We start from the raw sequence: 23,863 nt of genomic DNA, 5'->3' as shown, positions 1-23,863 counted from the left end.
GCGTGTCTGGACTACCGCGGTTCCTGCCGGAACGAGCGGACGAGAAACACCAGCAGCAGCCAGCCGACAAGCAGTCCACCGAGCACCGAGAGCGCGAGTTCCAGCGGCGTCGGATCGACCTGGAGGGCGATGAGACCGCCGGACGCGCCGACGAGCACGACGAAGAACAGTTTCAGTCGAAACGAGGCGGCGTCGCGCTCGTCGTCCGAGAGACTCGGCCCGACCATCAGTCGGAGCTCCCTCCTCGGCCGTCGGGCAGCGTCGCGTCGAAGACGTTCATATGCAATCCACGGTTCGGGGGCATTTCAACGCTGTCGAACCGTCTCCACGCTGTCGATGGGACTCGACTGCGTTCGGCGATAGCCCAGCTGTACCCGAGTAGATGCGGCTGCACTCGGTCGCGGTCACCGATCACTGGAAGCCGCGGCCGACCTCGTCCTCCTCGACCAGGTCGTCGAGTTCGGCGTCGAGCAGTCGTTCGGCCTCCTCGAACTCGTCGGCGAACGCGTCGAGCGAGTCGGGTCGTTCGTCGGCGTCGAACTCCATCGGGCCGAACGCGGGGCTGTCGAGCGCCTCCATCAGGTCGGTGAAGAAGTCGTCGGGCGTCGTCGGGGCGTCGCCGTGAACGCGAACTGTCTCCCGTAGCCGTTTGGCCATCGTCTTCGCGTGTGTTTCGTCTTCTGGAGGATTTTGGACGGCGAATCGACCGTCGCTCTCGCGGTTCGGTAGTAGCGGGCCGATGCCGTCGTCGACGCGGCGGGCGACCTGTGCGCCAACGCCGCGGAGTTCGTAGGGGTTCTTCGCGTACGTCTTCAGGAAGTAGACGCCGCGACTCGGGTGGCCGAGCACGAGGTCCTCGCCGACACCGTCGCGTCGGTGACCGGCGACCGCTCGCCACTCCTCGGCGTCGGTGCCGTCCTCGGTCACGTCTTCGAGGATGTCTCGCCACGCTCTCACGCGCATGGTCCGCGTTGGCGTGCCCCTCGAATGAGTGTGTCGGTCGGACAGTCTCGGCCGCTAACGGTCCGTGAACGTCAGTTCCCTCGTCAGGAGGAACGCACCGATTCCCAAGAGCGCATAGGTGACGAGCGTCGTGTCGCCGCCCGCGAGTCTGACGCCGCCCCACGCGACGGCCCCGGCGTAGAGCGCGATGCGGAACCGGCGCGTTCGCATCGCGTCGGCGACGACGCCGTAAGCGACGACGGCGACCACGTAGAGGCTCACGGCGATCTCGGGGAGCGCACTCACGCCTTCGACTTGGTACTGGAGCACCGTCGTCACGGCCACGAAGCCGAGGAGTCCGAGGAGCAGCAGTCGCCACTTCCGGCCGAACTGCTGGGTCGAATCGCCTTCGTCGGCCGGCTCCGAGTTTTCGGCCGTCTCGGCAGCGTCAGTCGCGTCCGCACTCTCGTCGGTGTTCGCTCGCTCACTCATCGCTCTCGCTCGTCTCGTGGCCGTCCGGTCTGTCGCTCCCGTCGCACATATCGGCCTCTCGGAGCGGCGACTCCTTCCGTACTCCGATTTCGCTCGACCGACCGACAGGGTTTTTCAGACACGGGGCGCAGGGCCTCGTAGTGAACGTACGCGGTCAGATCGTCGCTGTCGACGGTCCTCGGACGGTCGAGACGAAGTACGGCGAGCGCAACGTCGCCGACGTCGCGGTCCGACCGACTGGTGAGAACGCCGAAGCGCTGCTCGACGGCGACGACTCGGTGACGGTGACGTTGTGGGGCAAGTGGACCCACACCGCCGAACACGCCGACGAGGGGATGGAACTACTCCTGACCGAAGCGGAGCCGAACGAGTATCAGGGCGAGGTGAGCTACACGACCGGCTCCGACTCCTACGTCGTGCTCGAACCGGGCTTCCTCGTCAACGTGACCGACATCCGCTCGTGGGTGCAGTGCCCGCGGATGTACTACCTGAACAAGCTCTCGGGCATCCCCCTGAACTACCCAGTGGTGAAGGGGACCATCGTCCACGAGGTGTTCGGCGACCTCCTGCGGGGCTGTGACCTCGACGACGCCATCTCCGACCGCGTCGCGGAGGCGGGCCTCCAACTCGGGTTGCTCGGCCGCGAGCGCAGAGAGGTCGAAGACGAAGTCAGGAGAAACGCCGCCGCCATCGAGGGTTGGTTGGCGCAGGGGGCGCTCACCGACAGCGAGATGTCGGCAGACGTCTCACCGGAGTGGGACGGTAGTCCCACGGAGGACGAGTGGCGCTCGGAGTACACCCTCATCAGCCCCACCTTCGGCGTGAAAGGGCGCGCCGACGCGCTCCGCCGCGGGTCGCCCGTCGAACTCAAGACGGGGAAGAACCTCAGGCGCGACCCCAGATTCCAGGACAAGATTCAGGCGGCCTGCTACGCCCTGCTGCTCGAAGAACGCGGCGTCCCCGTCGATACCGGGACCCTCCTCTACACGAAGAACACGGCGCTCGACCGCTCGGAGGAGACCGGCGACCTCTCGCCGGCCAAGGACTTCTCCATCGGCAAAGGACTCCTCGACTTCGTCGTCCGCACCCGAAACGAGATCGCGGCGATGGAGTACCACGGCGACGTGCCGACGGGGTTCGAAGCCGACGCGAAGTGCCAGTACTGCTTCGAGCAGGACACCTGTATGGTCGTCTCCGGCCGCCTGAACCAGCGCTCGAAAGCCGGACAGATCGGCAGGCCGCTCCCCGACGACGAACTCGACTACTTCGAGCGACTGTACGCGGCCATCGAAGAGGAGCGCCGCGAGACGCACAAGGAGTACCGGAAGCTCTGGGAGCAGACGGCCGAAGAACGCGCCGACGACGACAGAGCGGTCATCGGTCTCGAACCGCTCGGCCGCCGCGAACTACCCGGCGGTCGGTGGGAACTCCGCGCGAAGAAGTCGGACGACGCCGTCTCGAAACTCCGCGAGGGCGACGTGGCGCTCGCCTCCGACGGCGACCCGGTGGCAGGGCACGCGGAGTTGTGCCGTATCGAAAAACTAGGTGAGGAAGTCGTCGTCACCACCGACGAACCCGTCGACCTCTGCCGCCTCGACGTGTATCCCTCCGACCTCTCCGTGGACCGGATGCTGACGGCGTTGCACGACGCGCTGCTGAAGGGGGATACGGACCGCAAAGACGTGCTGTTCGGCCGTCGAGCACCCGAGTTCCGAGACGAAAGCATCGAATTCATCGACAACAACGAGGCGCAGAACGCGGCGGTGAACCTCGCGGTCAACGCCGAAGACTGCGCGCTCGTCCACGGCCCGCCCGGCACGGGGAAGACGTACACCATCGCTCGGACGATTCGCGCGCTGGTCGAGCGGGGCGACCGGGTGCTTCTCACCGCGTTCACGAACCGCGCCGTCGACAACGCGCTCGAAGCGCTCCGCGACCAGGGCTTCGAGGATATAGTTCGGGTCGGCACGGAGAACGGCGTCCGCGACGACATGCAGGACCTCCGTCTCGTCCGCAGCGGCGACCCGAACGAGCGCGCGGCGGAACTCACTCAGGCCTCCGTCGTCGCCGCGACGACGGCCTCCTGCGGCTCTCGTATCCTCCGTGAGCAGGCGTTCGACGTGGCGCTCGTCGACGAGGCGTCGCAACTCACCGAACCCGGCACGCTCGCGGCGCTCAATCTCGCCGAGCGGTTCGTCCTCGTCGGCGACCACGAGCAACTGCCGCCCGTGGTCCGCGCCGAGAACGACCTCCAGCAATCGCTGTTCGAGCGACTCATCGATGCCTATCCCGAGGCGTCGGTGATGCTCGACCGCCAGTACCGGATGGCCCAGCGGATTCAGGCGTTCTCCTCGGCCGAGTTCTACGACGGCCAGTTGCGTCCGGCGACGGGCGAAGTCGCCGCTCAACGACTCTCGGACCTGCCGGGCGTCGACGAGTCGACGCTGCCCGAGGCGCTGCGCGGCGGCGTCTCGTTCGTCGACCCAGATGGGCGGAGAGAGGGCAACGCCAACCCCGTCGAAGCGAATCGGGTCGCCGAGGTGGTCGAGTCGTTCCTCGCGGCGGGCGTCGACCCCGACGACGTCGGCGTCATCGCGCCGTTCCGCGCGCAGGTCGCCGAACTCACGAAGCGCCTCGATGTGACCGTCGACACCGTCGACCGGTTTCAGGGGTCGAGCAAGGAGGTCATCGTCGTCTCCTTCGTCGCCACCGGCGAGTTGGACGGCCCGCTGTTCGAGGACTATCGGAGAGTGAACGTCGCGCTCACACGGGCGAAGAAGTCGCTCGTGCTCGTCGGCGACGCGGAGGCTCTGGAGTCGGACGAGTTCTACGCGCGGATGCTCGACTGGGCGCGGTGACCCGCGGGAGTACTCACCGTTGCAGACTCTCCGGCGATTCTGAACCCGCGCGAACGCTTTTGGACTCTCCATCCTACTACCGAACTATGTCGAACGGCCCGGACAACCCGGCGATGACAGACACCGGTGTGACGCAGGAGACGCCAGACCAGGAGGCGGGGCTGAGCCTCGACATGGTCACCGTCGCCGCTGGGGCCGGGTTCGGCGGGATGGTCGCGATGACGCCGATACTCGCCGTCGGTCTCCTCTTGGGCGTGATCGAACCGTCGGCGTTCGCGGGGTTGGCCGAGATCGTGATGCTCGGCGAGAGCTTTCCCATCGGGATGTTCATCTTCGTCGCCGGCGGGATGACCTCGTTGCCGTTGCTCTTCGTCTCGCTGGCGGTGTTCCTCCCCGGAAAGACGCTCGCGCGCCGCGGCGTCTCGTACGCGACCATCGTCTGGACGGGCTTTATCATCGCGTTCTACACCGAGCAGACGGGCGCGACGCTGGCGGGCTACCTCGCCCTCACGCTCGTCGCCCACTGGGTGTACGGCTACGTCCTCGGCCTACTGTACGACCGCTACGCGGCGATTCCGCAGTACGAGGTTTGAGTGCGATTCCGCAGTACGAAGTGTAAGCGCGTACCCGTCGGCCCATCGTCTCTCGCGTTTCAGTCGTCGACTCCCGTGAGGTCGGCCCGCGCTCTCTCGTCGTCGTTCAGTTCGTCGAGGACGCGCGCGTGGAACTCCCTGAGCACCGCCGACTCGTCTTCGGCGAGCACCACGTCGCTGGCCATCAGCGTCGCGAGGCCGAACGCCCGCGGCGACGGCGAGTCGAGCTCGCGGTGCGTGACGTCGACGTCGCCCGCCCGTACGTCGCGCAGCACTTCGGTTATCCCCGCGACGTTGAGTTTGTCCTCGATTATCTCTCGATACGTCTCCTCCATCACGGCGAACGAGTCGAGTTCCTGGGCGAACGACAGCAGCATCTCCGAGGAGACCTGCTGCTGGGCGGCGGTCTTCTCGTACCCCTTGTACCGCTTCAGAATCATCAGCGAGCGCGTCGCGTTGATGCGGAAGTAGCGCTTGAGGAGGTCGGTCCCGGCGAGCGCTCGTCGGAGTTCCTCGCGGACGCTTCCGGGGTCTAACGCCCGAATCACGTCCGCCACGTCGACTTTTCGGTTCAGCGGCATCGAGATAGTGAAGCCGTTGTCGGCGACGGCGACTTTGACGTTCGTGTTCGAGCGTCGCGCGCAGCGGGCGGCGACGAGTCGCGAGAGGCCGTCGTTGAACCGCCGGCCGTAGTTCGAGTGGACGTAGAAGTTGCGCCGGTACTCGTCTCTGTCGAGCACCTCCTCAACGGTGATGCACGTGTCGGTGCTCACCGCGCCCGGCCCGGCGTAGCGCACCTGTTCGTCGAACGTCCGGGCCACGGCGCGGACGCTGTTTTCGTCCATCGGGAACTCGCGGAGCCACGTGCGGACGCCCGGTCGGCCGCCGCTCGCCAAGCGCGAGAGCAGTTCGCCCTGAAAGTCGAGAATCTCGCGGCCGAGGTCGTACGACAGCGGCAGGCGCTCGGAGAACCACGAGGGGACCGTCGGCCGCGAACTCGTCCTATCGACGTACACTTTCGACCCGCGGCGGTAGCTGAACTCGAAGTTCGACCCGCCGAGGACGAACACGTCGCCCTTCTCCAAGGTGTCGAGGTAGTTCTCGTCCAAGTTGCCGACCCACTCGTTCGACCCGCGAACGTACACGTCACACGTGAACGAGTCGGGGATCGTGCCGATGTTCGTCATGTAGATGACGCGCGCCAACCGCCCGCGCTTGCCGATGAGCGGTTCGCCCACGTCGAACTCCTCGTAGTGGTGCTCGCCGTCGGGCGCGTCGTTCGTGTCGCGCCAGATCTTCGCGTAGACGTTCTTCTCCTCTAGTCCCGCGTAATCAGCCGTGAGATACGCCATCAGACGCTCCCACTCCCCGTCAGAGAAGTTGCGGTACGGGTAGGCCCGCCGGAGCGTCGCCTTCACCTCGGCCTCGCGCTTCACGCCGTTTATCGCCATCCCGTACACCTGTTGGCTCGCCACGTCGTAGGCGTTCTCGGGGACGAACACCCGGTCGACGAACCCCTCTTCGGCCTTCTTGAGCATCACCGCACACTCGACGAGTTCGTCGCGGTCGAGGGCGACGACGCGGCCCTGCACCGTCTCGCCGAGGCGGTGGCCCGCGCGGCCGATTCGCTGCAGTAGCGAGGCGACGGACTTCGGCGACCCGACCTGCACGACGAGGTCGATGTGCGGCATGTCGATGCCGAGTTCGAGGCTGGTCGAGGTGGTGACCACGTCCAACTCGCCCGCCTTCAACTGCCGCTCTATCTCGTGGCGGCGGTCCTTCGAGAGCGACCCGTGGTGACAGCCCGAGTTCGACTCGTCGAACGAGTCGGGGAACGTCTCCCGGAGGTTCTGCAACACGCGCTCTGCGCCCGACCGGGTGTTCGTGAAGACGAGCGTGTTCGTGTGCGAGGTGACGAGGTCGTGCAGGCGGTCGTAGAAGCGCGCTTGAACGACCTGTCGCGGCGTGTCGATGAGGTCGTCGGTCGGACACTCCAGTCGGATGTCGAAGTCGCGGACGAACCGGGTGTCGACGATCTCGTACTCGCGGGTCTCGCCGTCCTCCTCGGCGACGAGGAACTCGGCCATCGTCGACAGCGGTTCGACGGTGGCCGAACAGCCGATGCGCGTCGGCGACGACTCGGTCAGATTTTCGAGGCGCTCCAGCGACACCGACAGGTGGGTTCCCCGCTTGTTCTCGGCGAGGCTGTGAATCTCGTCGACGACGACGTACTCCACCGTCCGGAGCTTCTCCTTGAACTTCGGCGAGTTGAGCAGGATGGCGAGCGTCTCGGGCGTGGTGTTGAGGATGTGCGGCGTCTCCTCCAGCATCCGCTGGCGCGCCGCCGACTCGGTGTCGCCGTGACGGATGGCGTGGCGAATCTCGGTGTCGACGCCGCGCTCGGCCATCCGCTCGGAGATGCCGTCGAGCGGAACCTCCAAGTTGCGGTGGATGTCGTTGGCGAGCGACTTCAGCGGCGAGATGTAGAGGCAGTACACCGAGTTCTCTAGCCCCGCTTCGCGCTCTCTGTCGCGGCGAAACAGTTCGTTGATGATGGCGGTGAACGATGCGAGGGTCTTTCCCGACCCCGTCGGCGCGCAGATGAGCGCGTTCCGCCGCTCGTGGATGAGCGGCACTGCCTCGCGCTGCGGCGGCGTGAAGAAGCCGCCGTTTCCGGGGACGTACGCGCCGAACTGGTCGATCCACCACTCGCGGACCGCCGGTTCCAACAGTTCGAGCACCGACTCGTCCTCGATGGTCACCGTCTCGGCGTCGAAATCGACACCCGACGCCGCCAACAGCCCCCGGCCACTCATTGTCCTCTCTGGGAACCGAGGCGGTAAGTCGGTTGTGTTGGTGCGTTCGGTCTCGTCGACGTTGAACGCCGTATTGTCAGAGACGACCGCTGTGTCGTCGGGAGCGACCGCTGGACTGTCGGCGTCGGCCGCCAGACGGCAAGTTATATCATGGTCGATTATTATATACTTTGCGACGGCACCACCTCGTGTATCATGCACGGGCAGAATCCACCGGAGGAGAACGAGAGACTTGACGACGGCCGCCGCCGGACGCTGAAGGCGCTCGGCGCGGTCGGGGCGACCGCCGGCGTCGGCGGCGCGGCGGGGTGGAGCGACGTCGCGAGCGCGCTCGGTCGCCGCAGAGACCAGTCGGCGGTCCCCCGACAGCAGACCGACGGCGCGGTACTGGAGGACCGCTACCTCCAAATCGCGCTGTTGGCCGCCCGCGAGGCGGCGGCGATTCACGACGAGCAGTTCGGCGAGATAAAGACCGCCGAGACGAAGGCGCCCCAGCAGCTCGTGACGGAGGTCGACACGGAGGCAGAGCAGGCCATCCGGGACACGATTCGCGACGAGCTCGGCGACGAGTTCGAGGAGGACGGCCACACGCTGTTCGGCGAGGAGCAGGGCGGGACGCGCTCGGGCGACTTCGTCTGGATAATCGACCCGCTCGACGGGACGACCAACTACGTGCGCGGCATCCCGCATTTCTGCGTCTCCATCGCCGTCGTCAGGGAGGGCGAGCTCCACGCGGGCCTCGTCTACTACTCGCCGCGCGACGAGGTGTACGCCGCCGTCGCCGGCGAGGGCGCGATAAAGTTCGAGGACACCGGCGGCGACCCGACGGAGGTCGAGTCGGTGGTACCGCTGTCGGTGACGGACGTCTCCACCATCGAGGAGTCGTTCAACTCCGTCGGCTTCTACAGCGGCGCGAGCGCCGTCAACCCGCGCTACTTCCTGCTGTTCAGGGAGTTCGTCGCGGAGTCGCTCGGTATCCGGCAGCTCGGTGCCGCCGCGGTCGACATGGTCCTGCTGGCGGAGGGCGCGTTCGACACGTTCTCCTGCTGGGCGCTCAAACCGGTCGACGTCGCCGCCGGGACGCTCATCGTCCAGGAGGCGGGCGGCCGCGTCAGCGACTTCCGCGGCGACGACGATGTCGAGACCATCCTCCGCGGGAACGTCCTCGCCACGAACGGACCGCTCCACGGGAAAGTGCTCGGTCGCTACCGGAACCCACGGACGACCCTCGACGATCTGAAGCCCGAGAACTGAACGGTCTCGAGAGGTAGCGGAGTCGACATCCGCCGTCGTCGGCAACGCCGCGCGAACGGCCGAACCACTTTCGGGGTGTAGCGCGACTCTTCCGGTATGCACGTCACGTTTCTCGGCACCGGGAGCGCGATGCCCCTCCCAGACCGCGTCCAGACCGGGCTCCTGCTCGAACCAAGCGCGGACGACGAAAGCGGGGACGAGAACGGCGGAGTCGGCACCGACACCGCCGACAGACGCCCTCTGCTCGTCGACTGCGGCGCGGGCGTCCTCCACCGCCTCAGCCAGACCGACGTGGGCTACGAGGGCGTCGCCAGCGTCCTCCTCACGCACCACCACCTCGACCACGTCTCGGACCTCCTCGCGCTCCTGAAAGCGCGCTGGCTCGCCGGAGAGGACCACCTCGAACTCGTCGGCCCCGCGGGGACGAAGTCGCTTCTCGACGACCTGCTGTCTGTCCACGACTACCTGCAGGACAGAGTCGAACTTGCGGTCCGCGAAGTCACCGAGGGCGAACCGTTCGAGGTCGCTGGCTACTCGGTCGAAGCCCACGAGACGCATCACTCGATTTCCTGTCTCGCCTACCGCTTCGACGACGGGTTCACGTTCTCGGGCGACTCGGAGGCGTTCGAGGGACTCGCGAACTTCGCGGACGGCTCCCGAGTGCTCGCGCACGACTGCTCCTTTCCCGACGAAATCGACGTGTCGAACCACCCGACGCCGACGCAGTTGGGCGAGGCGCTGGCCGGGTGCGATATCGACCGACTGTATCTCACCCACCTCTATCCCCACACCGAGGGCAAACACCGCGAGATGCTCGACAGCGTGGAGGCCAACTTCGACGGCGACGTGCGAATCGCCCGCGACGGCCTGCGATTCGAAATCCCTGAGTAGCGACCGACGTCGCTCGGTACGAGTACGGAAACGCGACGCAGAGCACCGAGTCGGACGACAGGTGAGACGCCGAAACCCACTTACGGGTCAGCGGCTAACCGTCTCGTGCTATGTGCCACCATACAACATCTATCGACGAACTGAGCGAGAGCGAGCGCCGCGAGTTGCTCGCAGAACACGACGAAGACGAACTCCGCGAGGAACACACCGACGAAGAGTTGGTGAAACTCGGCCTCGAAGCCTGAACGGAGAGACGTGGGGGCGCTCGAAAACCCTGATTTTTCGCTCGTACTCGCCCGTGCTCAGTAGTACTCACCCGTACTCACTCGTACTCACCCGCAGCGTCGCGGCCGTTCGATTCTGAACTGCTCACCGACCGTCGATGTGCGTCCCCGGTGACCCGCCAGCGAGAAACGGCCCGACGCCGTCGGGGCCGAACACGTGCGCGGGCGCGTCCATCGCCAGTAGTGCCCGGACTTTGGCGGCCATCCCGCCCGTGACGTCGGTCGATTCGCTCTCGCCGAGCGCCGCGGCGACGTCCTCGAACGACCGGATCTCGTCGACGACGACGTCGTCCTCGTCGTACACGCCCGGAACCGTCGAGCAGAGGCCGACCCTCTCCGCTTCGAGTCCGTCGGCGAGTCTGACGACGAGTTCGTCTCCGGAGACGACGGTGATGCCGCGGCCCGCGTGCGCGACGATGTCGCCGTGGAGCACCGGGACGAACCCCTCGCCCAACAGCGTCTCTGTCGAGTCCAGCGGCAGCGAGAGCGACGTGTCGTTCTCACTAGCTTCGCCGGTGTCTCGCCGCGCCGCTACCGATAGGGGGTGAACCGGCAGCGCCGGAACGTCTCGCGACTGGAGACGGGAAACGACGGCGTCGTTCAACCGCTTCATCGCCGCGTGGATGGCGAGCGCGCCCGCCGCGTCGGTCGTTCCCTCGGTAGTGCTGACGCCGTAGTTGGCGGCGTGGTGGTGGCCGAAACTCCCGCCGCCGTGGACGACGACGAGGTCTTCGACGCCCGACTCCGCGATGGCGTCGACGGCGGCGTCGAGCGCCTCGTCGTCGACGGTTTCGGGCGTGTCCTTGTCGGTGACGACACTCCCGCCGAGTTTGAGAACAGTCGTCATTCGGCCGTCCCCTCGGTGGGCGTGTCGCCTGCGTGCCCGGCCTCGACGCGGACGCCCTCGGTCGCCAACTCCGCGCGGAACACGTCCTCACAACCGGGCGTAAAGCGGAGGCCGGTCTCCGTCTCCGGCGTCGGGTCGAGCGCGACGATACAGCCGCCGCCGCCCGCGCCGGTCAGTTTCGCGCCGTGTGCGCCCGCCATCCGCGCGGCCCACACCATGTTGTCGAGCGAGCGCGAGGAGACGCCCAGCGCCTCCAGCAGGCCGTGGTTGAAGTCCATCAGGTTGCCGAGCTCCGCCAGCAACTCGTCGGTCGGGGGCTCCTCCGGGTCGGCGTCGGCGAGCAGTTGCTCTCCGTTGCGGACGATATCACCGACGGTCTCGACGGTGTCGGCGGCGAACTCGTAACGCTCGCGGAGGTCGCGGACCCCGGCAACGAGCGCGCCGGTATCGCCCGCGCCGCCGTCGAAGCCGACGACGAACGGGAGATTCGGTGCGTCAAGCGTCCGGCAGTCGTCGGCTTCGACGCGGACCGCGCCGCCCATCGCCGAGCAGAACGTGTCGGCGCGCGATGCCTGCCCGTCCTGGACCTCGTACTCGGCCCGGTAGGCGCGCTCGGCGATCTCTCGCGGGTCGAGTTCGACGCCGAGTGCGCGCGTCGCCGCGTCGATACCGGCGACGACGACGGCGGCTGAGGAGCCGAGGCCCGCGCCGAGCGGGATCTCGCTCTCGACGGTGATGTCGAAGCCGACGTTCTCGCGACTGGCGGCGTCGAGCGCCTGTTCGACCGCCGCGTCGATGTAGCCCATCGCCGCCTCGACCAGCGGCGTCGGGACGTTCACGTCGGGGTGGTCGCCGGTCGACCCCGAGTACTCGACGGTGAAGCCGTCGAGGCTCAGGTCCCGCGCCGTGACGCGGATGTGGTCGTCTGCTCGCGGTTCGACGCTGACGGTCGCGCGGCGCTCGATGGCGCAGGGCACCGCGGGTTCGCCGTAGACGACGGCGTGCTCCCCGAAGAGGTACACCTTACCCGGGGCGCTCGAAACGGTCATGGTCGAACAGAGAGACAGCGGCCGCTTAAGGGTATGCGAATCGAGTCCCGCGACCCTCTCGCTACCCTCGCGGGGTCTCGCCGTCCACCGCCACCGGCGCGTGGACGTGCGCTCGAAGCCGCCGCGCGACGAACCGCCCGACTGCTCGACCGGGGCGCAACTCGCGGAGCGTCGCCCCCACCGCTCCGCCACCGACGTCGAGACGAGCACTGCCGACGCCGACGCGTACCTCCCCGAGCAGGTCTATCGGTGCTCGCGAGAGGACGCCGTCGCTGACGCTGTAACTCGTCGTCCGGACGTCGAGCGAGAGCGGAAGCGTCCCCCCGTCTTGCACCGCCAGCGTCGTCGGTGCGGTTCCTCCTGCGCCGACGCTCACCCGCATCCCGTCGTCGCTGTCGACGACCGAGATATCGGCGACCGTCTTCGGGTAGCCCCAGATCTCTCTTCCAAGCGCCGTCGACGCCTCGGTCGTCACCGGGAGCGCGAGGACGTAGCCGCCGACTTCAGCACTAGTTCCGAGACGCGGCACCCCTCGCCCGCCGACCGTCCGCCGCGCGACGGGAATGATGACCGCGAACTCCTCGTAGGGGTCGAACCCCCCTACCGAGCGGTAGCGAACGCCCGCGAGGGTGACGAGCCCCGACCGCGGCGCGACGCGAATCGGGGTCAGTCCCTCGGGAACCGCGGCACGGAGTCGCCCCCACCGCGCGGTGAACGTCGCGCCCGCGGCGTCGGCCTCGCACCGAAGCGGCAGCGAGACGGTGTGTCCGGTCGAGAGCGTGGTCACTTCGTCCGTGCCGGTCATACGTTCGAGAACGCCTACCGGCGGCTTAAATCCCGCATCGACCTCGAGCTCGTTTCGTCAGCCCACTAACCGTCGCCCGTTCTGTCAGTCGGCGAGTCGCCGCGAGAGTTCCTCGGCGAGACGCGGGAAGAGAGCCACCGAGAGCGCGCCGACGACAACCGCGAAGACGACGGATTCGAGCGGCAGCGCGAGGTCGCCGGCTATCGCCGCGCCGCCGTACCCCGCCAGCGCGAGCGCGGCGTTGAAGTACACGAGTCGGAGGACGAGGAGCGACGGCGCGAGCGTCACCCAGCCGGGAACGTCGGAGCCGAGCGGCGTCACCCAGCCGCCGCGGACGACCGCCGCGACGACGACCATCGTCAGCCACGCGACGAGCGTGGCGGTTCTCGCGCCGAAGAATCGGATGTCTCCCCCGAGGTAGACGGCGAGTATCACCGGGAGCGCCGACACCGAGATGTCCGCGAACGCGTAGGCGATGTCGTCGAGAAAGAGGCCGACTGCGTCTTTCTCTACCCTCGCCCCAACGCCGTGACCCGACCAGCCCCATCGCTGTCGGCTCTCGGCTGTTTTGGTCGCCCGGCCCGGCGGCGGGTCACTCATACGTCTGATAGGAGTCACTATCGGCTTCAAATCGTCGGAAAATGAAGTAAGCGTCGTCGTCGAAATCGGCCGCTCAGATGCCTTCCTCGAAGTCTTCGAGGGCGTAGACGGTGTCGGTGCCGCGGCGGTCGAGCGTCTCGTTGGCGAGCAGCCAGTAGACGACCGACAGCGCGCGACGACCTTTGTTGTTCGTCGGGATGACGAGGTCGACGTTCGACAGCTGGTTGTTCGAGTCGCACATCGCGATGACCGGGATGCCGACCGTGATGGCCTCCTTGACGGCCTGCGCGTCGCCGATGGGGTCGGTGACGACCACGACGTCCGGCTCGATGTAGCCGCGGTAGTCGGGGTTCGTCAGCGTCCCGGGGATGAAGCGGCCCGTGCGGGCGCGCGCGCCGATGGCGTCGGCGAACTTCTCGGCGGGGAACCGACCGTACTGACGCGAGGAGGTGACGAGCACCTGCTCGGGGTCGTAGTTCCCGAGGAAGTCCGCGGCCGTGCGGATGCGTTTGTCGGTCTGGCTGACGTCGAGGACGTAGAGACCGTCGTCGCGGACGCGGTGGATGAACCGCTCCATGTCCTTGGTCTTCTGCTGGGTCCCGATGTGGACACCAGCCTGCAGGTAGTCCTCGACGGGGATGAGGAGGTCCGCCTCGTCGTCGGGCATGACGTCCTCGTCGAACATCGGACTGTCGTCGGTTTCTTCGGCCTCGGGGGCCTCGTCGGCTCCCTCGGCGGGCAGGTCGTCGTCCGCCTCGATGTCGGGGTCGACCTCGGGATTGGCACCGGCCTCGCCGGTGGCCTCCTCCTCGATCTCCTCCTCGGCGGTCTCGAGTGCTTCGTTGTCGTTTTCGGTCATACTGCGTCGTCCGCGATGCGGATGAGTTCGTTGAGTTTGGCGGTTCGCTCGCCGCCGACCGCGCCCGTCTTGATGAACGGTGCGGCGGTCGCCACGGCGAGGTGTGCGATGGTCGTGTCTTCCGTCTCACCGGAGCGGTGCGAGATGACGGAGTCGTAGCCGTGCTTCGTCGCCAGTTCGATGGCGTCGAAGGCGTCCGACAGCGTTCCGATCTGGTTCGGCTTGATGAGGATGCTGTTGGCCGCGCCCTCGTCGATACCCGTCTGCAGTCGCTCGACGTTGGTGACGAACAGGTCGTCGCCGCAGATGAGCGTCCGGTCGCCGACGCGGTCGGTGAGGTCTGCGAAGCCCTCGTAGTCGTTCTCGTCGAGGGGGTCCTCGACGTAGACGAGGTCGTACTCGTCGACGAGGTCGGCGATGTACGCTATCTGCTCGTCGGTCGAGCGCTCCCTGTCGCCGTAGCGGTAGGCGTCGGCGTCCTCGTCGTACAACTCCGCGGCGGCGACGTCGAGGCCGAAACGGATCTCGAAGCCGAGGTCGTCTTCGACGTCGGAGACGGCTTCCTCGACGATCTCGAACGCCTCGCTGTCGTCGACGGCTGGTGCCCACGCACCTTCGTCGCCTTTCGCGGCGGCGATGTCGCGGTCGTCGAGGATCTCGGCGACGCGCGCGTGGACCGCGGCGTTGGCGAAGACGGCCTCGTCGATGCTCGGTGCGCCGACGGGCGCGGAGAGGAACTCCTGGATGTGTGTCGCCTTCGCGGCGTGTTCGCCGCCGCCGACGACGTTGCCGAGCGGCGTCGGGAACTCCTCGCCGCGGAACGCACCGCCGAGATGCTGGTACAGCGGGGCGCCGAGCACGTCGGCACCGGCTTTCGCGGCCGCCATCGAGATGGCGACGGCACTGTTCGCGCCGAGCTCCGAGAAGTTCTCGGTGCCGTCGGCGGCGCGAAGCGCGTTGTCGACTTCGCGCTGGTTGCCTGCGTACACCTCGCCGACGAGGCGCGGCACGGCGCGGTCGCGCGCCGCCGCGATGGACTCGCTCGGCGGCAGTTCGATGGCTTCGTACTCGCCGGTCGACGCGCCGCTGGGCGCGGCCGCACGGCCGAAACCGCCGGACTCGGTCAACACGTCGGCTTCGACGGTCGGGTTGCCCCGCGAGTCGAGGACGCGGCGGAGTCGAACGTCGGTGACGAGCGTCATCTACGTCTCTCCCCGCCGGACGGTGAACGGGAGCACACCGGCGTCGTACTCCTCGGCCGCGATGAGGATCGGTTCGGTCTGCTGCGATTCGACGAGCACGGGTGCGCCGTACGAAATCTGCAGCGCTCGTGCGCCGAGGATGCGAGCCTTCTCGTACCGATTGTACTGTTGCATCATTGGTACGGAGCCACCACGTCGACGAGGTCTTTGTGCGAAACCATCATCCGCCGACAGCACGCCCGCTCGACGCCGAGTTCGTCGAGGACCTCGGCGGGGTCTTCGTCACCCTCGCGGGCGCGCGCTTTGAACTCTTCCCAGTGCTCGGCGACGACGTTGCCGCACGTGAAACACCGGACTGGTATCATCATGGTTGGGTCACCTTAGCGGTAGGACTTCTGGTAGCGGGCACGAGCGCCGGGGCCGCCCCACTTCTTCGACTCGGACTGGCGAACGTCGTTGACCAGCAGCGACCGGTCGAACTCCATGTACGCGTCGCGGAGTTCGGCGTCGTTGAAGTACTGCACCAGCCCGCGGGCGATGGCGGTGCGGGTGGCGTCCGCCTGCCCGCTGAAGCCGCCGCCGTTGACGCGCACGTCGATGTCGACGTCGTCGCGGAGTTCGTCGCCGGCGATGCGGAACGGTTCCAGCATCTTCAGGCGGGCAATCTCCGGGTCGACCAGTTCGACGGGTCGGGAGTTGATTCGTACGCGACCCTCGCCCTCGCGCACGGTGGCGCGGGCGACGGCCGTCTTCTTCTTACCGCTCGTGTTGGTTACCATGTGACGTTAGCACCCAGTTTCTCGGAGACCTCTCCGAGGGAGATGAACTTGATGTTCGAGAGTCGGTCCAGCGACGCGCCGTCGAGCACTTCGCCGTCGTCGTCGTACGGGTTGCCGACGTAGACGCGGACGTTCTCGAACGCCTCGCGGCCGCGCGGGGTCTTGTACGGGACCATGCCGCGGATGGCGCGCTTGAAGATGCGGTCGGGGCGCTTCGGGTAGTACGGACCGCGGTCGGAGCCGACCTCCGTGCGCTTCCGGTAGACGCCCATCACGTCCTCGTCGCGGCCGGTGATGACCGCGCGCTCGGCGTTGATGACCGCGACGCGCTCGCCGTCGAGCGCGTGCTGGGCCACTTCGCTGGCGACGCGACCCATGATGCAGTCGCGTGCGTCGACGACGACGTCGGCTTCGAATTCGGCGTAGCTCATCGAATCACCCGGACGTTGGACCCTTCGGGGTTCTGTTCTGCGACCTGTTCGAGCGTCAGCACGTCACCGACCTGTTCGATCTTCTTGCGGGCGGTGCCCGAGAAGTCGACGGCTGCGACGGTGACGTTCTTCTGCAGCACACCACTCCCCAGCACCTTGCCGGGGACGACTACGGTTTCGTCTTCCTGCGCGTACCGCTCGATGCGGCCGAGGTTGACTTCCGCGTGGGTGCGCCGGGGCTTTTCGAGGCGGTCTGCGACGTCACGCCAGACTGCGGCGTCTGCGTCTCGCGAAACCGCCTTTAGCTCGGCGATGAGACTCGTGAGTCTCGGGTTCGTCTTGCTACTCATGATGAAGTAACCTCCTGAGAAGGGGAGTGCAGGGAGCAGGATTTGAACCTGCGGACTCCTATGAGACAGCGCCCTGAACGCTGCGCCGTTGGCCAAACTTGGCTATCCCTGCACGCGATTTGGTGTTCTCTCCGCCCCTTCAAACCACTTTCGGTCCGACACGCCGGCGACCCGGAGGTCGCCGCCGCGTCGGCCGACAGCACCGTCGCTCGTCGGGCCTCCGGGACGCCACCGGAGCAGTGGCGCCGCCGAAGCGGCCGAAGCGAACGTCGGTGCGTGGTTGAGGGGGTCATCTGTACTGTATTAGACTGCGACTGCGTCTTCGAGTTCCGCCGCGCGCGCATCGATGGTGTCGATGGCGCGAAGCAGCAGTTCGTCGGCGCTGAACGAACCGTCCGTCTCCACGTGGAAGACGAACGCGCCGGGGACGTCGGTGACCTCGACTTCCTTGCCGGGGTACCGTTCGGTGAGGTCGTTGTCGAACTCGTCGGTGGCGACGAGTTCGCCCTCTTCCGTCTCGACGACGCCCCGGAGGATGTTCGGTTCCGCCTCGTCGAACTCGCCGGCGTCGCCGACGACCGCCACCCGCTGCAGGTGTCGGTAGCCGACGGCCACGCCGCCCTGGTGTTTGGCGTGGCTCTTGCCGGTTTCGAGGACCGCGTCGGCCTCGAATTCGAGGCGCTGGCCCTCTTTCAGTTCGATTATCGGGATGTTCTCGTCGGCGGGCTGGACCAGTTCGTCGCTGGTCTCAATATCGCCGGAGTACGCCGTCGCCGGTCCTTCGACGTCGAGCGCAAGCGTCACCTCGTCGCCGACCTCGAAGTCGTCGAGAGGCGTCGTCAGCGGCACGAGGCCCAGTCGGAGGCCGATCATCTCGTCGAACATCACCGAGGAGTTCTCGACGAACCGGACGGTGTCGATGGACAGCGTCGGAACGTCGGTGATCATCGCGCGGCGGATGCCGTTGGCTATTGCGGGCGTCAGCCCTCGGACGACGAACCGCGCCGACCGTTCTTCGCGTTCGATGAACTCGACCTCGTACTCGTTTGCCATCGTTTTCAGAACCTACGGTTTTTGGGAGCGCGCGTGCCGTCGTGCGGAATCGGCGTCACGTCTTCGATGCGGCCGATTTCGAGGCCGGCACGGGCCAGCGCTCGGATAGTCGCCTGTGCGCCGGGACCGGGGGACTTGTTGAGGTTCCCGCCGGGGCCGCGAACGCGGACGTGGACGCCGTCGATGCCCGCCGCCTTGACCTCCTCGGCCACGACTTCGGCCATCTGCATCGCCGCGTACGGCGACGCCTCGTCTCGGTTCTGCTTCACCACGGTCCCACCGCTGGATTTGGCGATGGTCTCGGCACCGGTCTGGTCGGTGATGGTGATGAGCGTGTTGTTGAACGACGCGTACACGTGGGCGATGCCCCACGTCTCTTCGCTGGTCTCGCTCATTCTTGGGCCTCCGCGCGCTCAGGGTGCAGTTCGTCCGCGAGCGGCGAGTTATCCTCGAAGCTCACGGTGGACTCTTCGCCGACCTCGACCTTCTTCGAGGGGACAGTAACGCGTGCGCCCTCGATGGTGACGTGGCCGTGGGTGATGAACTGTCGCGCCTGCTTCGGCGTGTTGCCGAGGCCTTTGCGGTAGGCGACCGTCTGGAGACGGCGTTCGAGCAGGTCCGTGACGTCCAGCGAGAGGATCTCGCTGATGTCGTCGGAGTCGCTCAGGATGCCGAGTCGGCGCAGGCGGTCGAGGAACGCTGCGCCCTCGACGCCGGCCTCGTCGATGTCGCCCTGCGCGTCGCCGAGGAGGCGTCGCGCCTCGCGGCGGAACGAGCGCAGTTCCGACTGCGCGCGCCACAGCTCTTCCTTGTTCTTCAGTCCGTAGCGACCGAGCAGGTCGCCCTCGCGGGCGATTCGCTCGCCCTGGTACGGATGATTCGGCGTCTCGTAGGATTTGGTGTTCTTGCCGGTCGTCATTCTTCGTCACCGCCTTCGGCAGCTTCCTCGGCCTCCTCGCGGATAGCCTCGACGTTGACGCCGATGGTACCCTCGGTACGGCCGGTGGACTTCGTCCGCTGGCCGCGGACCTTCTGGCCGCGCTGGTGCCGGATACCTTTGTAGGAGTTGATCATCTGCATCCGGTTGATGTCGTGGCGGCGTTTCTGCTGCAGGTCGTTGCCGATCTGGTGCGTCGTCTCACCGGTGTAGAAATCGTTCTGCCGGTTGGTGAGCCACGGGGGCACCTCGTCTGCGAGGTTCTCGACGGCCGAAACGACGGCGTCGATGTCCTCCTCGTCGAGGCGACCGAACGTCGCGGTTCGGTCGACCCCCGCGTTCTCGGCGACGATGCGCGCGGTGCGCTTGCCGATACCGTTCATGTCTGTCAGGCTCCGCTCGACCGTCTTCGTCCCGTCGAGGTCCGTCTGCCCGATGCGGACGAAGTATCGGAGGTTCTCCTCCTCTTCGGTCGAGCCGTCCTGTGGTTCTTCTGCACTCATGGTGGAAAGTGGGTGAGCGTTGCGGCGGGGATTCGAACCCCGGAGGCATGACGCCACTGAGTTAGCAACCCAGCGCCTTGGGCCACTTGGCTACCGCAACCCTGGTTGTCGTATCTTCGCCCGTCTGGACTCGGGACGTCGCGCCCCTACAGTGACTGCATTCTGAGTAATCCGTGGACGGTACTTAAACGTCACGAAAGGGCGGAGAACGTGGCTTTCGGTGACATACCGCGTCGCGTGAACGCGCCGCTCGCGGTGGGTCCCGGAACCGGCCACTCAGAGGCTCAAAATCTCCCGCGCCCGCGCGGGCGTCGCCACCGGTCGCCCCAGCTCGTCGGCGATGCGGACCGCCCGCTCGACGAACTGCGCGTTGCTCTCGGCCAACTCGCCCTTCCGGTAGTAGATGTTGTCCTCCAGTCCGACGCGGACGTGGCCGCCCAACACCATGCTCATCGTCGTCAGCGGTAGTTGGTGACGGCTGAAGCCGAGCACGTTGAACTCCGCGTTCTCGGGCAGGTGCGACACCATCGTCAGGAGGCTCCGCGGATGGGGGACCGAGAGCGTCCCCGGCCCGAAGATGAGGTTGACGTACGGCGGCGCGTCGAGCTCGTCGACGATAGCCAGCGACTCGTTGAGGTGGCCGTCGTTGAACACCTCCAACTCGGGTTTGATTCCGCGTTCGCGCATCTCCTCGTGGAGCATCCGGACGGTCGCGCGCGTGTTCTCGCTCGTGAGGCGGTCGTAGCGGTTCAGCGGCCCCATGTCGAGCGACGCCATCTCCGGTGCGGGGTCGGTCCGCAGCGGTTCCGCTCGCAACGCGTCCGGCGCACCCGTCCCGCCGGTCGAGTGCTGTATCACGACGTCGTCGGTCGCATTACGGACTGCGTCGGTCACTTCCTGAAACCGCTCAGTCGAAAAGGCCCGTTCGCCGCTGTCGCGGCGCGCGTGGAGGTGGACGATGCTCGCACCCGCCTCCTCACAGGCGGCGGCCGCCGCGGCGATTTCGCCGGGCGTCTCCGGCAGGTTCGGGTGGGCTTCCTTCCCTTGGACGCCGCCGGTCAGCGCCGCGGTGACGATGACCGGTTTCCCGGCGAGGTAGTCGTCGTAGCTCATTCGTCGTCGACCTCGCGCGACTCGTTGCCGTCGGGCGTCGCGCCAGCCACGTCGACAGTCGTGTCGTCCGTGTGCGCGAGGTAGATTTCGCAGTCGGTCGCGTGGTCGAGTCCGTACCGTCCGGCGCAGATATCCGCGCGCATCGGTTGGACGAACTCCTCGGCGGCTGTGCAGTACGGGCGCGCCGCGTCGAACGACTGCCCACCCGCCTTCCGGCGGTAGTCGAGGTACGGACAACGGTCGGTCATACCACTCGTTGCCTCACGTCTGACATCAACCCCCGGTAACCCCCCGGCCACCTTATTAATCTATCGCCTATTTATCCCGACATCACGACTTCGGTCCCCTGCGCTGACCGCTTCGTCACTCCGGTTCTCTGACGTTCTCGGGTTCGGTACTGTACTCAGATTTCGGACACATCAGTTCTCTGTGATACCTATCGGTTCGGAGACCGCCGTTCGACCATCTTTCTGGAGAGTCCAGTTGTCGCGTGATGGCTCACCGGAAGTGTGGTGTCGGTTCCCGCAACTGGCGGGTTCGAGGAGGCTGTCGCCCACGATTGTGTCGATGATTGGGGCGTGGCTACTTACGAGGGTAGTACGTAGGTAACCGTATGCGAGATATCGAGGGTAGTGAGAACGGTGTAGGTCCCCCAACGAGCGTTCAAACGACCGATTCACTTGTCGTCTACGCCGACTACGTCTGTCCGTTCAGCTATCTCGGTACCGAGGTTCTGTCTAACTATCTGACCAACCGTGAGAGCAGAGGGCTCTCGTCGCTGTCGGTGGAGTGGCGACCGTTCGACCTCCGCGAACCGTACCGTGACAGCGACGGGACGATACGCCGAGAGATAGACGTCGAGGAGTCGCTCGGCGCGCCGTGGTCGGCCGTCGAGGAGTTGGCGAGTCGTTACGGCGTCGAGATGAACCTCTCCTCGCCGACGTATCGGACCGTGGACTCGCGGAAGGCCCAGCAGCTCTCGTTGTACATCCAAGACGAGCACCCCGACCGCTTCGAGACCGTTCACAACTGGCTCTTTTCGGCGCTGTGGCGCGACGGCGAGGACATCGGTTCCGACGAGACGCTCGTCGACATCGCCGGTGCCGCCGGTATCGACCCGGCTTCGGTTCGGTCGGCTCTGAGCGATCAGCGACACGAACAGCGACTCACGGAGGCGCTCGACGACCCCGAGCGCGAAGAGATCACCGGCATCCCGTCGTTCGTCTACCAGGATCGAACGGCCCAGGGTGCGGTCCCCGAGGGCTCGATTCAGACGCTCGTCGAGAACCGATAACCGCCCGCACGAGCGGACACCAGCGCGAACTACCGGGGGCGACCGTCCGTCACAGTCGCTGCGTACGCGTCATCCGCGCAGCGCATCGACCGGTCGCTGCCGCGATGCTTTCCACGCGGGATACAGGCCGCCGAGTGCGCTCGCCGCGACGCCGAAGACGAAACCGAGGAGCGCGTAGCGAAGTCCTTCTACGGTGAACGCCAGCGGGTTGCCCAGCAGCGCGTCGTTGATGACGAGCCCCAGCCCGAGGCTGACGAGAACCCCCAGGAACGCTCCGACGACGCCGAGCAGCGTCGCCTCGGTGAGCATGATTCGGAGCACGTCGCTTCGTTCGTAGCCGACGGCGCGGAGCACGCCGATCTCCTCGCGGCGCTCGATGGCGCTCATCAGCATCACGTTGGCGATACTCACGCCGGCGACGACGAGCGAAATCGCGCCCAACCCGACCAGAAACAGGTTGACCTGGGCGAACGCCTCGTCTATCTGGTCGGAGACCTCGCCGCGCTCGAAGACGCTGACCCGTTGCTCGCGACCGTTGAGCGCGTCGCGGATAGCCACCGCCGACTCGTTGGCCGCCTCGGCGTCGTCCGAGCGGACGACGACCTGCGCGTACCCCTCCGAGTCGAAGGCGCTCTGTGGCAGAATCACCGCCTCGTTCGGACTTGCGACCGCTGCCTGCCCCTCGTCTTCGAGTACTGCGGCGACGCGGTACGTCTCGCCGTCGAGTTCGAGTTTGTTCCCCGGTTCGAGGTCGTAGCGGTCGGCGAGCGTCGCGCCGACGAGCGCGCCGCGCCGCCAGTTGCCCGGAATCGTCCCGTCGCGAACCGTGTACAACTCGTCCGGGTCTTCGACGCCGTACACCGTGACGGAGCCGTCCTCGCGTCCGACGACCAGCTCCGCGTTCCGCTGGTTCAGCGGGACCAGTTCGGCGTCGCCGGTCGCGCGCTCCATCTCGCGGAGGTCGGCGTCGGTCAGTTGACCGTCGTCGTTGTCCTCGCCGGGGGACACCTGCAGGTCGGTGCCGATGGAGCCGAGCGTCTCGAACTGCGCGTCCTTGAACGCGACGCCCGCGATGCCCAGCGTGGCGATGGCGACGACGCCGATGACGATGGCCGCGATGGCCAACGCCGACCGGGTCCGCGCCCGCGTCAGGTTCCGTCGCGCCATGAGGACGACCGGGAACCGCCGCCACAGCGACTCAAACATCCGAGAGCCTCCCGTCGACGAGTTCGACCGTCCGGTCGGCGAACTCGCTGACGTAGTCGTCGTGGGTGACGGTGACGACGGCGACTCCTTCGTCGGTGATGCGGTCGAACTCGTCGAGAATCCGGTCGCCGGTCTCCCTGTCGAGGTTCCCGGTGGGTTCGTCCGCGAGCACGATCTGGGGGCTGTTGACGAGCGACCGCGCGATGGCGACGCGCTGTTTCTGTCCCCCCGACAGTTCGTTCGGATAGTGGTCGAGTCGCTCGCCGAGACCCACTCGTTCGAGGAGGTCCGTCGCCCGCGCGGTCGTCTCCGTGGGCTTTCGGTCCAACAGCCGCGGCACCTCGACGTTCTCCAGCGCGGTGAGCGTCGGGATGAGGTAGAAACTCTGGAAGACGAAGCCGATGACGCGCTTTCGCAGGCGGGTCGCGGCCGTTCCCGAGAGCGCAGACACGTCGTACCCCTCGACGGTGACGGTTCCCGAGGTGGGCACGTCGAGTAGGCCGAGGACGTTCAAAAGCGTGGATTTGCCGCTTCCGCTGGGGCCGACGATGGAGACGAACTCGCCGCGGTCGATGTGGAAGTCGATCCCCTTCAGGGCGCGAACCGTCTCCGCGCCCGTCCGGTACTCTTTGACCACGCCGGTGCCGTCGATAATCCGCGCGTCCGCATCCGTCTGCGCGTCCGTCGGCGAATCTACGTGCATCG

General features: G+C 66.8%; 29 protein-coding genes and 2 tRNA genes. 6 read left to right on the top strand and 25 right to left on the bottom strand.

Translation table 11 applies throughout. The features are described from left to right. Positions 1 to 11: 11 nt before the first annotated feature. From LAQ74_RS03830 to LAQ74_RS03820, 3 genes are all read right to left on the bottom strand, one after another. The gene (locus LAQ74_RS03830; RefSeq protein ID WP_224335244.1) at positions 12 to 227 is read right to left on the bottom strand and encodes a hypothetical protein; all 216 of its coding nucleotides are present in this window, start codon (positions 225 to 227) and stop codon (positions 12 to 14) included. A gap of 184 nt (positions 228 to 411) precedes the next feature. Continuing rightward, on the bottom strand, positions 412 to 963 hold the full coding sequence (locus LAQ74_RS03825) for a hypothetical protein (protein ID WP_224335242.1): 552 nt from the start codon (positions 961 to 963) through the stop codon (positions 412 to 414). 54 nt (positions 964 to 1,017) lie between these two features. Beyond that, complete coding sequence (locus LAQ74_RS03820; protein WP_224335240.1) at positions 1,018 to 1,434, bottom strand: hypothetical protein; 417 nt, start codon at positions 1,432 to 1,434, stop codon at positions 1,018 to 1,020. A 140-nt stretch (positions 1,435 to 1,574) separates the two neighbouring features. Here LAQ74_RS03820 and LAQ74_RS03815 point away from each other — a divergent pair, with 140 nt between their 5' ends. Both LAQ74_RS03815 and LAQ74_RS03810 read left to right on the top strand, forming a co-directional pair. Further along, positions 1,575 to 4,292 carry an AAA domain-containing protein gene (locus LAQ74_RS03815; RefSeq protein ID WP_224335239.1) on the top strand — a complete coding sequence of 906 codons (2,718 nt, stop codon included), beginning with the start codon at positions 1,575 to 1,577 and terminating at the stop codon, positions 4,290 to 4,292. Positions 4,293 to 4,378: 86 nt separating this feature from the next. Next, entirely contained in the window at positions 4,379 to 4,885 is a 507-nt protein-coding gene (locus LAQ74_RS03810) for a DUF6789 family protein (RefSeq protein ID WP_224335238.1), read from the top strand. A gap of 59 nt (positions 4,886 to 4,944) precedes the next feature. On the opposite strand, the gene LAQ74_RS03805 is transcribed toward LAQ74_RS03810, so the two are convergent. Then, positions 4,945 to 7,701 (bottom strand): ATP-dependent helicase, encoded by a 2,757-nt coding sequence (locus tag LAQ74_RS03805; protein ID WP_224335237.1) that lies wholly within the window; start codon positions 7,699 to 7,701, stop codon positions 4,945 to 4,947. A 195-nt stretch (positions 7,702 to 7,896) separates the two neighbouring features. Between LAQ74_RS03805 and LAQ74_RS03800 the strand changes: the two genes are divergently transcribed. The 3 genes from LAQ74_RS03800 to LAQ74_RS20310 all read left to right on the top strand — a co-directional run bounded on the left by LAQ74_RS03800 (position 7,897) and on the right by LAQ74_RS20310 (position 10,091). Continuing rightward, complete coding sequence (locus LAQ74_RS03800; protein WP_224335232.1) at positions 7,897 to 8,955, top strand: inositol monophosphatase family protein; 1,059 nt, start codon at positions 7,897 to 7,899, stop codon at positions 8,953 to 8,955. A gap of 96 nt (positions 8,956 to 9,051) precedes the next feature. Then, complete coding sequence (locus LAQ74_RS03795) at positions 9,052 to 9,846, top strand: MBL fold metallo-hydrolase (protein ID WP_224335230.1); 795 nt, start codon at positions 9,052 to 9,054, stop codon at positions 9,844 to 9,846. Between the two features lie 110 nt (positions 9,847 to 9,956). Then, positions 9,957 to 10,091 (top strand): hypothetical protein, encoded by a 135-nt coding sequence (locus tag LAQ74_RS20310; protein WP_255647742.1) that lies wholly within the window; start codon positions 9,957 to 9,959, stop codon positions 10,089 to 10,091. Positions 10,092 to 10,215: 124 nt separating this feature from the next. On the opposite strand, the gene LAQ74_RS03790 is transcribed toward LAQ74_RS20310, so the two are convergent. The 19 genes from LAQ74_RS03790 to LAQ74_RS03700 all read right to left on the bottom strand — a co-directional run bounded on the left by LAQ74_RS03790 (position 10,216) and on the right by LAQ74_RS03700 (position 20,906). Continuing rightward, positions 10,216 to 10,977 (bottom strand): isopentenyl phosphate kinase, encoded by a 762-nt coding sequence (locus tag LAQ74_RS03790; protein WP_224335228.1) that lies wholly within the window; start codon positions 10,975 to 10,977, stop codon positions 10,216 to 10,218. After that, positions 10,974 to 12,026: a mevalonate kinase gene (gene mvk / locus LAQ74_RS03785; RefSeq protein WP_224335227.1), complete on the bottom strand. Its 1,053-nt coding sequence runs from the start codon at positions 12,024 to 12,026 to the stop codon at positions 10,974 to 10,976. The genes LAQ74_RS03790 and mvk overlap by 4 nt, the downstream gene beginning before the upstream one ends. A gap of 61 nt (positions 12,027 to 12,087) precedes the next feature. Continuing rightward, positions 12,088 to 12,831: an acetoacetate decarboxylase family protein gene (locus LAQ74_RS03780; protein WP_224335226.1), complete on the bottom strand. Its 744-nt coding sequence runs from the start codon at positions 12,829 to 12,831 to the stop codon at positions 12,088 to 12,090. 84 nt (positions 12,832 to 12,915) lie between these two features. Then, on the bottom strand, positions 12,916 to 13,431 hold the full coding sequence (locus tag LAQ74_RS03775; RefSeq protein ID WP_224335225.1) for a DUF8215 family protein: 516 nt from the start codon (positions 13,429 to 13,431) through the stop codon (positions 12,916 to 12,918). A gap of 73 nt (positions 13,432 to 13,504) precedes the next feature. After that, entirely contained in the window at positions 13,505 to 14,290 is a 786-nt protein-coding gene (rpsB, locus tag LAQ74_RS03770) for a 30S ribosomal protein S2 (RefSeq protein ID WP_224335224.1), read from the bottom strand. Beyond that, positions 14,287 to 15,492, bottom strand: a complete 1,206-nt coding sequence (gene eno / locus LAQ74_RS03765; protein WP_224335223.1) for a phosphopyruvate hydratase — start codon at positions 15,490 to 15,492, stop codon at positions 14,287 to 14,289. The genes rpsB and eno overlap by 4 nt, the downstream gene beginning before the upstream one ends. Continuing rightward, positions 15,493 to 15,669 (bottom strand): DNA-directed RNA polymerase subunit K, encoded by a 177-nt coding sequence (locus LAQ74_RS03760; protein ID WP_224335222.1) that lies wholly within the window; start codon positions 15,667 to 15,669, stop codon positions 15,493 to 15,495. It abuts the gene before it with no gap. Next, positions 15,666 to 15,860, bottom strand: coding sequence for a DNA-directed RNA polymerase subunit N (locus tag LAQ74_RS03755; RefSeq protein WP_058582900.1), 195 nt, complete (start codon positions 15,858 to 15,860; stop codon positions 15,666 to 15,668). Before LAQ74_RS03755 ends, LAQ74_RS03760 begins: the two co-directional genes overlap by 4 nt. Before the next feature lie 12 nt (positions 15,861 to 15,872). Next, positions 15,873 to 16,271: a 30S ribosomal protein S9 gene (locus tag LAQ74_RS03750; protein ID WP_117595054.1), complete on the bottom strand. Its 399-nt coding sequence runs from the start codon at positions 16,269 to 16,271 to the stop codon at positions 15,873 to 15,875. Then, a complete protein-coding gene (locus LAQ74_RS03745) occupies positions 16,265 to 16,702 on the bottom strand; it encodes a 50S ribosomal protein L13 (RefSeq protein ID WP_224335221.1) in 438 nt (145 codons plus the stop codon). The genes LAQ74_RS03750 and LAQ74_RS03745 overlap by 7 nt, the downstream gene beginning before the upstream one ends. Continuing rightward, entirely contained in the window at positions 16,699 to 17,052 is a 354-nt protein-coding gene (locus LAQ74_RS03740; protein WP_058582897.1) for a 50S ribosomal protein L18e, read from the bottom strand. The genes LAQ74_RS03745 and LAQ74_RS03740 overlap by 4 nt, the downstream gene beginning before the upstream one ends. Positions 17,053 to 17,079: 27 nt before the next feature. Further along, positions 17,080 to 17,164: transfer RNA gene (locus LAQ74_RS03735), tRNA-Leu, on the bottom strand. Between the two features lie 191 nt (positions 17,165 to 17,355). After that, positions 17,356 to 18,105, bottom strand: coding sequence for a DNA-directed RNA polymerase subunit D (locus LAQ74_RS03730; RefSeq protein ID WP_224335220.1), 750 nt, complete (start codon positions 18,103 to 18,105; stop codon positions 17,356 to 17,358). Between the two features lie 5 nt (positions 18,106 to 18,110). Next, positions 18,111 to 18,500: a 30S ribosomal protein S11 gene (locus tag LAQ74_RS03725; protein ID WP_058582895.1), complete on the bottom strand. Its 390-nt coding sequence runs from the start codon at positions 18,498 to 18,500 to the stop codon at positions 18,111 to 18,113. Then, the gene (locus LAQ74_RS03720; protein ID WP_224335219.1) at positions 18,497 to 19,024 is read right to left on the bottom strand and encodes a 30S ribosomal protein S4; all 528 of its coding nucleotides are present in this window, start codon (positions 19,022 to 19,024) and stop codon (positions 18,497 to 18,499) included. The genes LAQ74_RS03725 and LAQ74_RS03720 overlap by 4 nt, the downstream gene beginning before the upstream one ends. After that, complete coding sequence (locus LAQ74_RS03715; protein WP_224335218.1) at positions 19,021 to 19,545, bottom strand: 30S ribosomal protein S13; 525 nt, start codon at positions 19,543 to 19,545, stop codon at positions 19,021 to 19,023. The genes LAQ74_RS03720 and LAQ74_RS03715 overlap by 4 nt, the downstream gene beginning before the upstream one ends. 17 nt (positions 19,546 to 19,562) lie before the next feature. After that, positions 19,563 to 19,645 (bottom strand) — tRNA-Ser (locus LAQ74_RS03710). A gap of 176 nt (positions 19,646 to 19,821) precedes the next feature. Next, positions 19,822 to 20,658 carry a beta-keto acid cleavage family enzyme gene (locus tag LAQ74_RS03705; RefSeq protein ID WP_224335217.1) on the bottom strand — a complete coding sequence of 279 codons (837 nt, stop codon included), beginning with the start codon at positions 20,656 to 20,658 and terminating at the stop codon, positions 19,822 to 19,824. After that, positions 20,655 to 20,906: a hypothetical protein gene (locus tag LAQ74_RS03700; RefSeq protein ID WP_224335210.1), complete on the bottom strand. Its 252-nt coding sequence runs from the start codon at positions 20,904 to 20,906 to the stop codon at positions 20,655 to 20,657. Before LAQ74_RS03700 ends, LAQ74_RS03705 begins: the two co-directional genes overlap by 4 nt. A 365-nt stretch (positions 20,907 to 21,271) precedes the next feature. On the opposite strand from LAQ74_RS03700, the gene LAQ74_RS03695 reads away from it, so the two are divergent. Continuing rightward, positions 21,272 to 21,952, top strand: coding sequence for a DsbA family oxidoreductase (locus LAQ74_RS03695; protein ID WP_224335209.1), 681 nt, complete (start codon positions 21,272 to 21,274; stop codon positions 21,950 to 21,952). A 69-nt stretch (positions 21,953 to 22,021) separates the two neighbouring features. Here the strand turns inward: LAQ74_RS03695 and LAQ74_RS03690 are convergent, their stop codons facing one another. Together LAQ74_RS03690 and LAQ74_RS03685 are read right to left on the bottom strand one after the other, a co-directional pair. Next, a complete protein-coding gene (locus tag LAQ74_RS03690) occupies positions 22,022 to 23,158 on the bottom strand; it encodes an ABC transporter permease (protein WP_224335208.1) in 1,137 nt (378 codons plus the stop codon). Then, complete coding sequence (locus tag LAQ74_RS03685) at positions 23,151 to 23,861, bottom strand: ABC transporter ATP-binding protein (RefSeq protein ID WP_224335206.1); 711 nt, start codon at positions 23,859 to 23,861, stop codon at positions 23,151 to 23,153. The genes LAQ74_RS03690 and LAQ74_RS03685 overlap by 8 nt, the downstream gene beginning before the upstream one ends. Between the last annotated feature and the right edge of the window lie 2 nt (positions 23,862 to 23,863).

The organism is Haloprofundus halobius (genome assembly GCF_020097835.1).
GTDB lineage: Archaea > Halobacteriota > Halobacteria > Halobacteriales > Haloferacaceae > Haloprofundus > Haloprofundus halobius.
The sequence above is the reverse complement of the archived record's forward strand: the minus strand, read 5'-3'. Positions and strand labels throughout refer to the sequence as shown.

Coding starts and splice junctions, on each gene's coding strand:
- LAQ74_RS03830 (WP_224335244.1), bottom strand. CDS start 227: ATGGTCGGGCCGAGTCTCTCGGACGACGAGCGCGACGCCGCCTCGTTT.
- LAQ74_RS03825 (WP_224335242.1), bottom strand. CDS start 963: ATGCGCGTGAGAGCGTGGCGAGACATCCTCGAAGACGTGACCGAGGAC.
- LAQ74_RS03820 (WP_224335240.1), bottom strand. CDS start 1,434: ATGAGTGAGCGAGCGAACACCGACGAGAGTGCGGACGCGACTGACGCT.
- LAQ74_RS03810 (WP_224335238.1), top strand. CDS start 4,379: ATGTCGAACGGCCCGGACAACCCGGCGATGACAGACACCGGTGTGACG.
- LAQ74_RS03805 (WP_224335237.1), bottom strand. CDS start 7,701: ATGAGTGGCCGGGGGCTGTTGGCGGCGTCGGGTGTCGATTTCGACGCC.
- LAQ74_RS03800 (WP_224335232.1), top strand. CDS start 7,897: ATGCACGGGCAGAATCCACCGGAGGAGAACGAGAGACTTGACGACGGC.
- LAQ74_RS03795 (WP_224335230.1), top strand. CDS start 9,052: ATGCACGTCACGTTTCTCGGCACCGGGAGCGCGATGCCCCTCCCAGAC.
- LAQ74_RS20310 (WP_255647742.1), top strand. CDS start 9,957: ATGTGCCACCATACAACATCTATCGACGAACTGAGCGAGAGCGAGCGC.
- LAQ74_RS03790 (WP_224335228.1), bottom strand. CDS start 10,977: ATGACGACTGTTCTCAAACTCGGCGGGAGTGTCGTCACCGACAAGGAC.
- mvk (WP_224335227.1), bottom strand. CDS start 12,026: ATGACCGTTTCGAGCGCCCCGGGTAAGGTGTACCTCTTCGGGGAGCAC.
- LAQ74_RS03780 (WP_224335226.1), bottom strand. CDS start 12,831: ATGACCGGCACGGACGAAGTGACCACGCTCTCGACCGGACACACCGTC.
- LAQ74_RS03775 (WP_224335225.1), bottom strand. CDS start 13,431: ATGAGTGACCCGCCGCCGGGCCGGGCGACCAAAACAGCCGAGAGCCGA.
- rpsB (WP_224335224.1), bottom strand. CDS start 14,290: ATGACCGAAAACGACAACGAAGCACTCGAGACCGCCGAGGAGGAGATC.
- eno (WP_224335223.1), bottom strand. CDS start 15,492: ATGACGCTCGTCACCGACGTTCGACTCCGCCGCGTCCTCGACTCGCGG.
- LAQ74_RS03760 (WP_224335222.1), bottom strand. CDS start 15,669: ATGATGCAACAGTACAATCGGTACGAGAAGGCTCGCATCCTCGGCGCA.
- LAQ74_RS03755 (WP_058582900.1), bottom strand. CDS start 15,860: ATGATGATACCAGTCCGGTGTTTCACGTGCGGCAACGTCGTCGCCGAG.
- LAQ74_RS03750 (WP_117595054.1), bottom strand. CDS start 16,271: ATGGTAACCAACACGAGCGGTAAGAAGAAGACGGCCGTCGCCCGCGCC.
- LAQ74_RS03745 (WP_224335221.1), bottom strand. CDS start 16,702: ATGAGCTACGCCGAATTCGAAGCCGACGTCGTCGTCGACGCACGCGAC.
- LAQ74_RS03740 (WP_058582897.1), bottom strand. CDS start 17,052: ATGAGTAGCAAGACGAACCCGAGACTCACGAGTCTCATCGCCGAGCTA.
- LAQ74_RS03730 (WP_224335220.1), bottom strand. CDS start 18,105: ATGGCAAACGAGTACGAGGTCGAGTTCATCGAACGCGAAGAACGGTCG.
- LAQ74_RS03725 (WP_058582895.1), bottom strand. CDS start 18,500: ATGAGCGAGACCAGCGAAGAGACGTGGGGCATCGCCCACGTGTACGCG.
- LAQ74_RS03720 (WP_224335219.1), bottom strand. CDS start 19,024: ATGACGACCGGCAAGAACACCAAATCCTACGAGACGCCGAATCATCCG.
- LAQ74_RS03715 (WP_224335218.1), bottom strand. CDS start 19,545: ATGAGTGCAGAAGAACCACAGGACGGCTCGACCGAAGAGGAGGAGAAC.
- LAQ74_RS03705 (WP_224335217.1), bottom strand. CDS start 20,658: ATGAGCTACGACGACTACCTCGCCGGGAAACCGGTCATCGTCACCGCG.
- LAQ74_RS03700 (WP_224335210.1), bottom strand. CDS start 20,906: ATGACCGACCGTTGTCCGTACCTCGACTACCGCCGGAAGGCGGGTGGG.
- LAQ74_RS03695 (WP_224335209.1), top strand. CDS start 21,272: ATGCGAGATATCGAGGGTAGTGAGAACGGTGTAGGTCCCCCAACGAGC.
- LAQ74_RS03690 (WP_224335208.1), bottom strand. CDS start 23,158: ATGTTTGAGTCGCTGTGGCGGCGGTTCCCGGTCGTCCTCATGGCGCGA.
- LAQ74_RS03685 (WP_224335206.1), bottom strand. CDS start 23,861: ATGCACGTAGATTCGCCGACGGACGCGCAGACGGATGCGGACGCGCGG.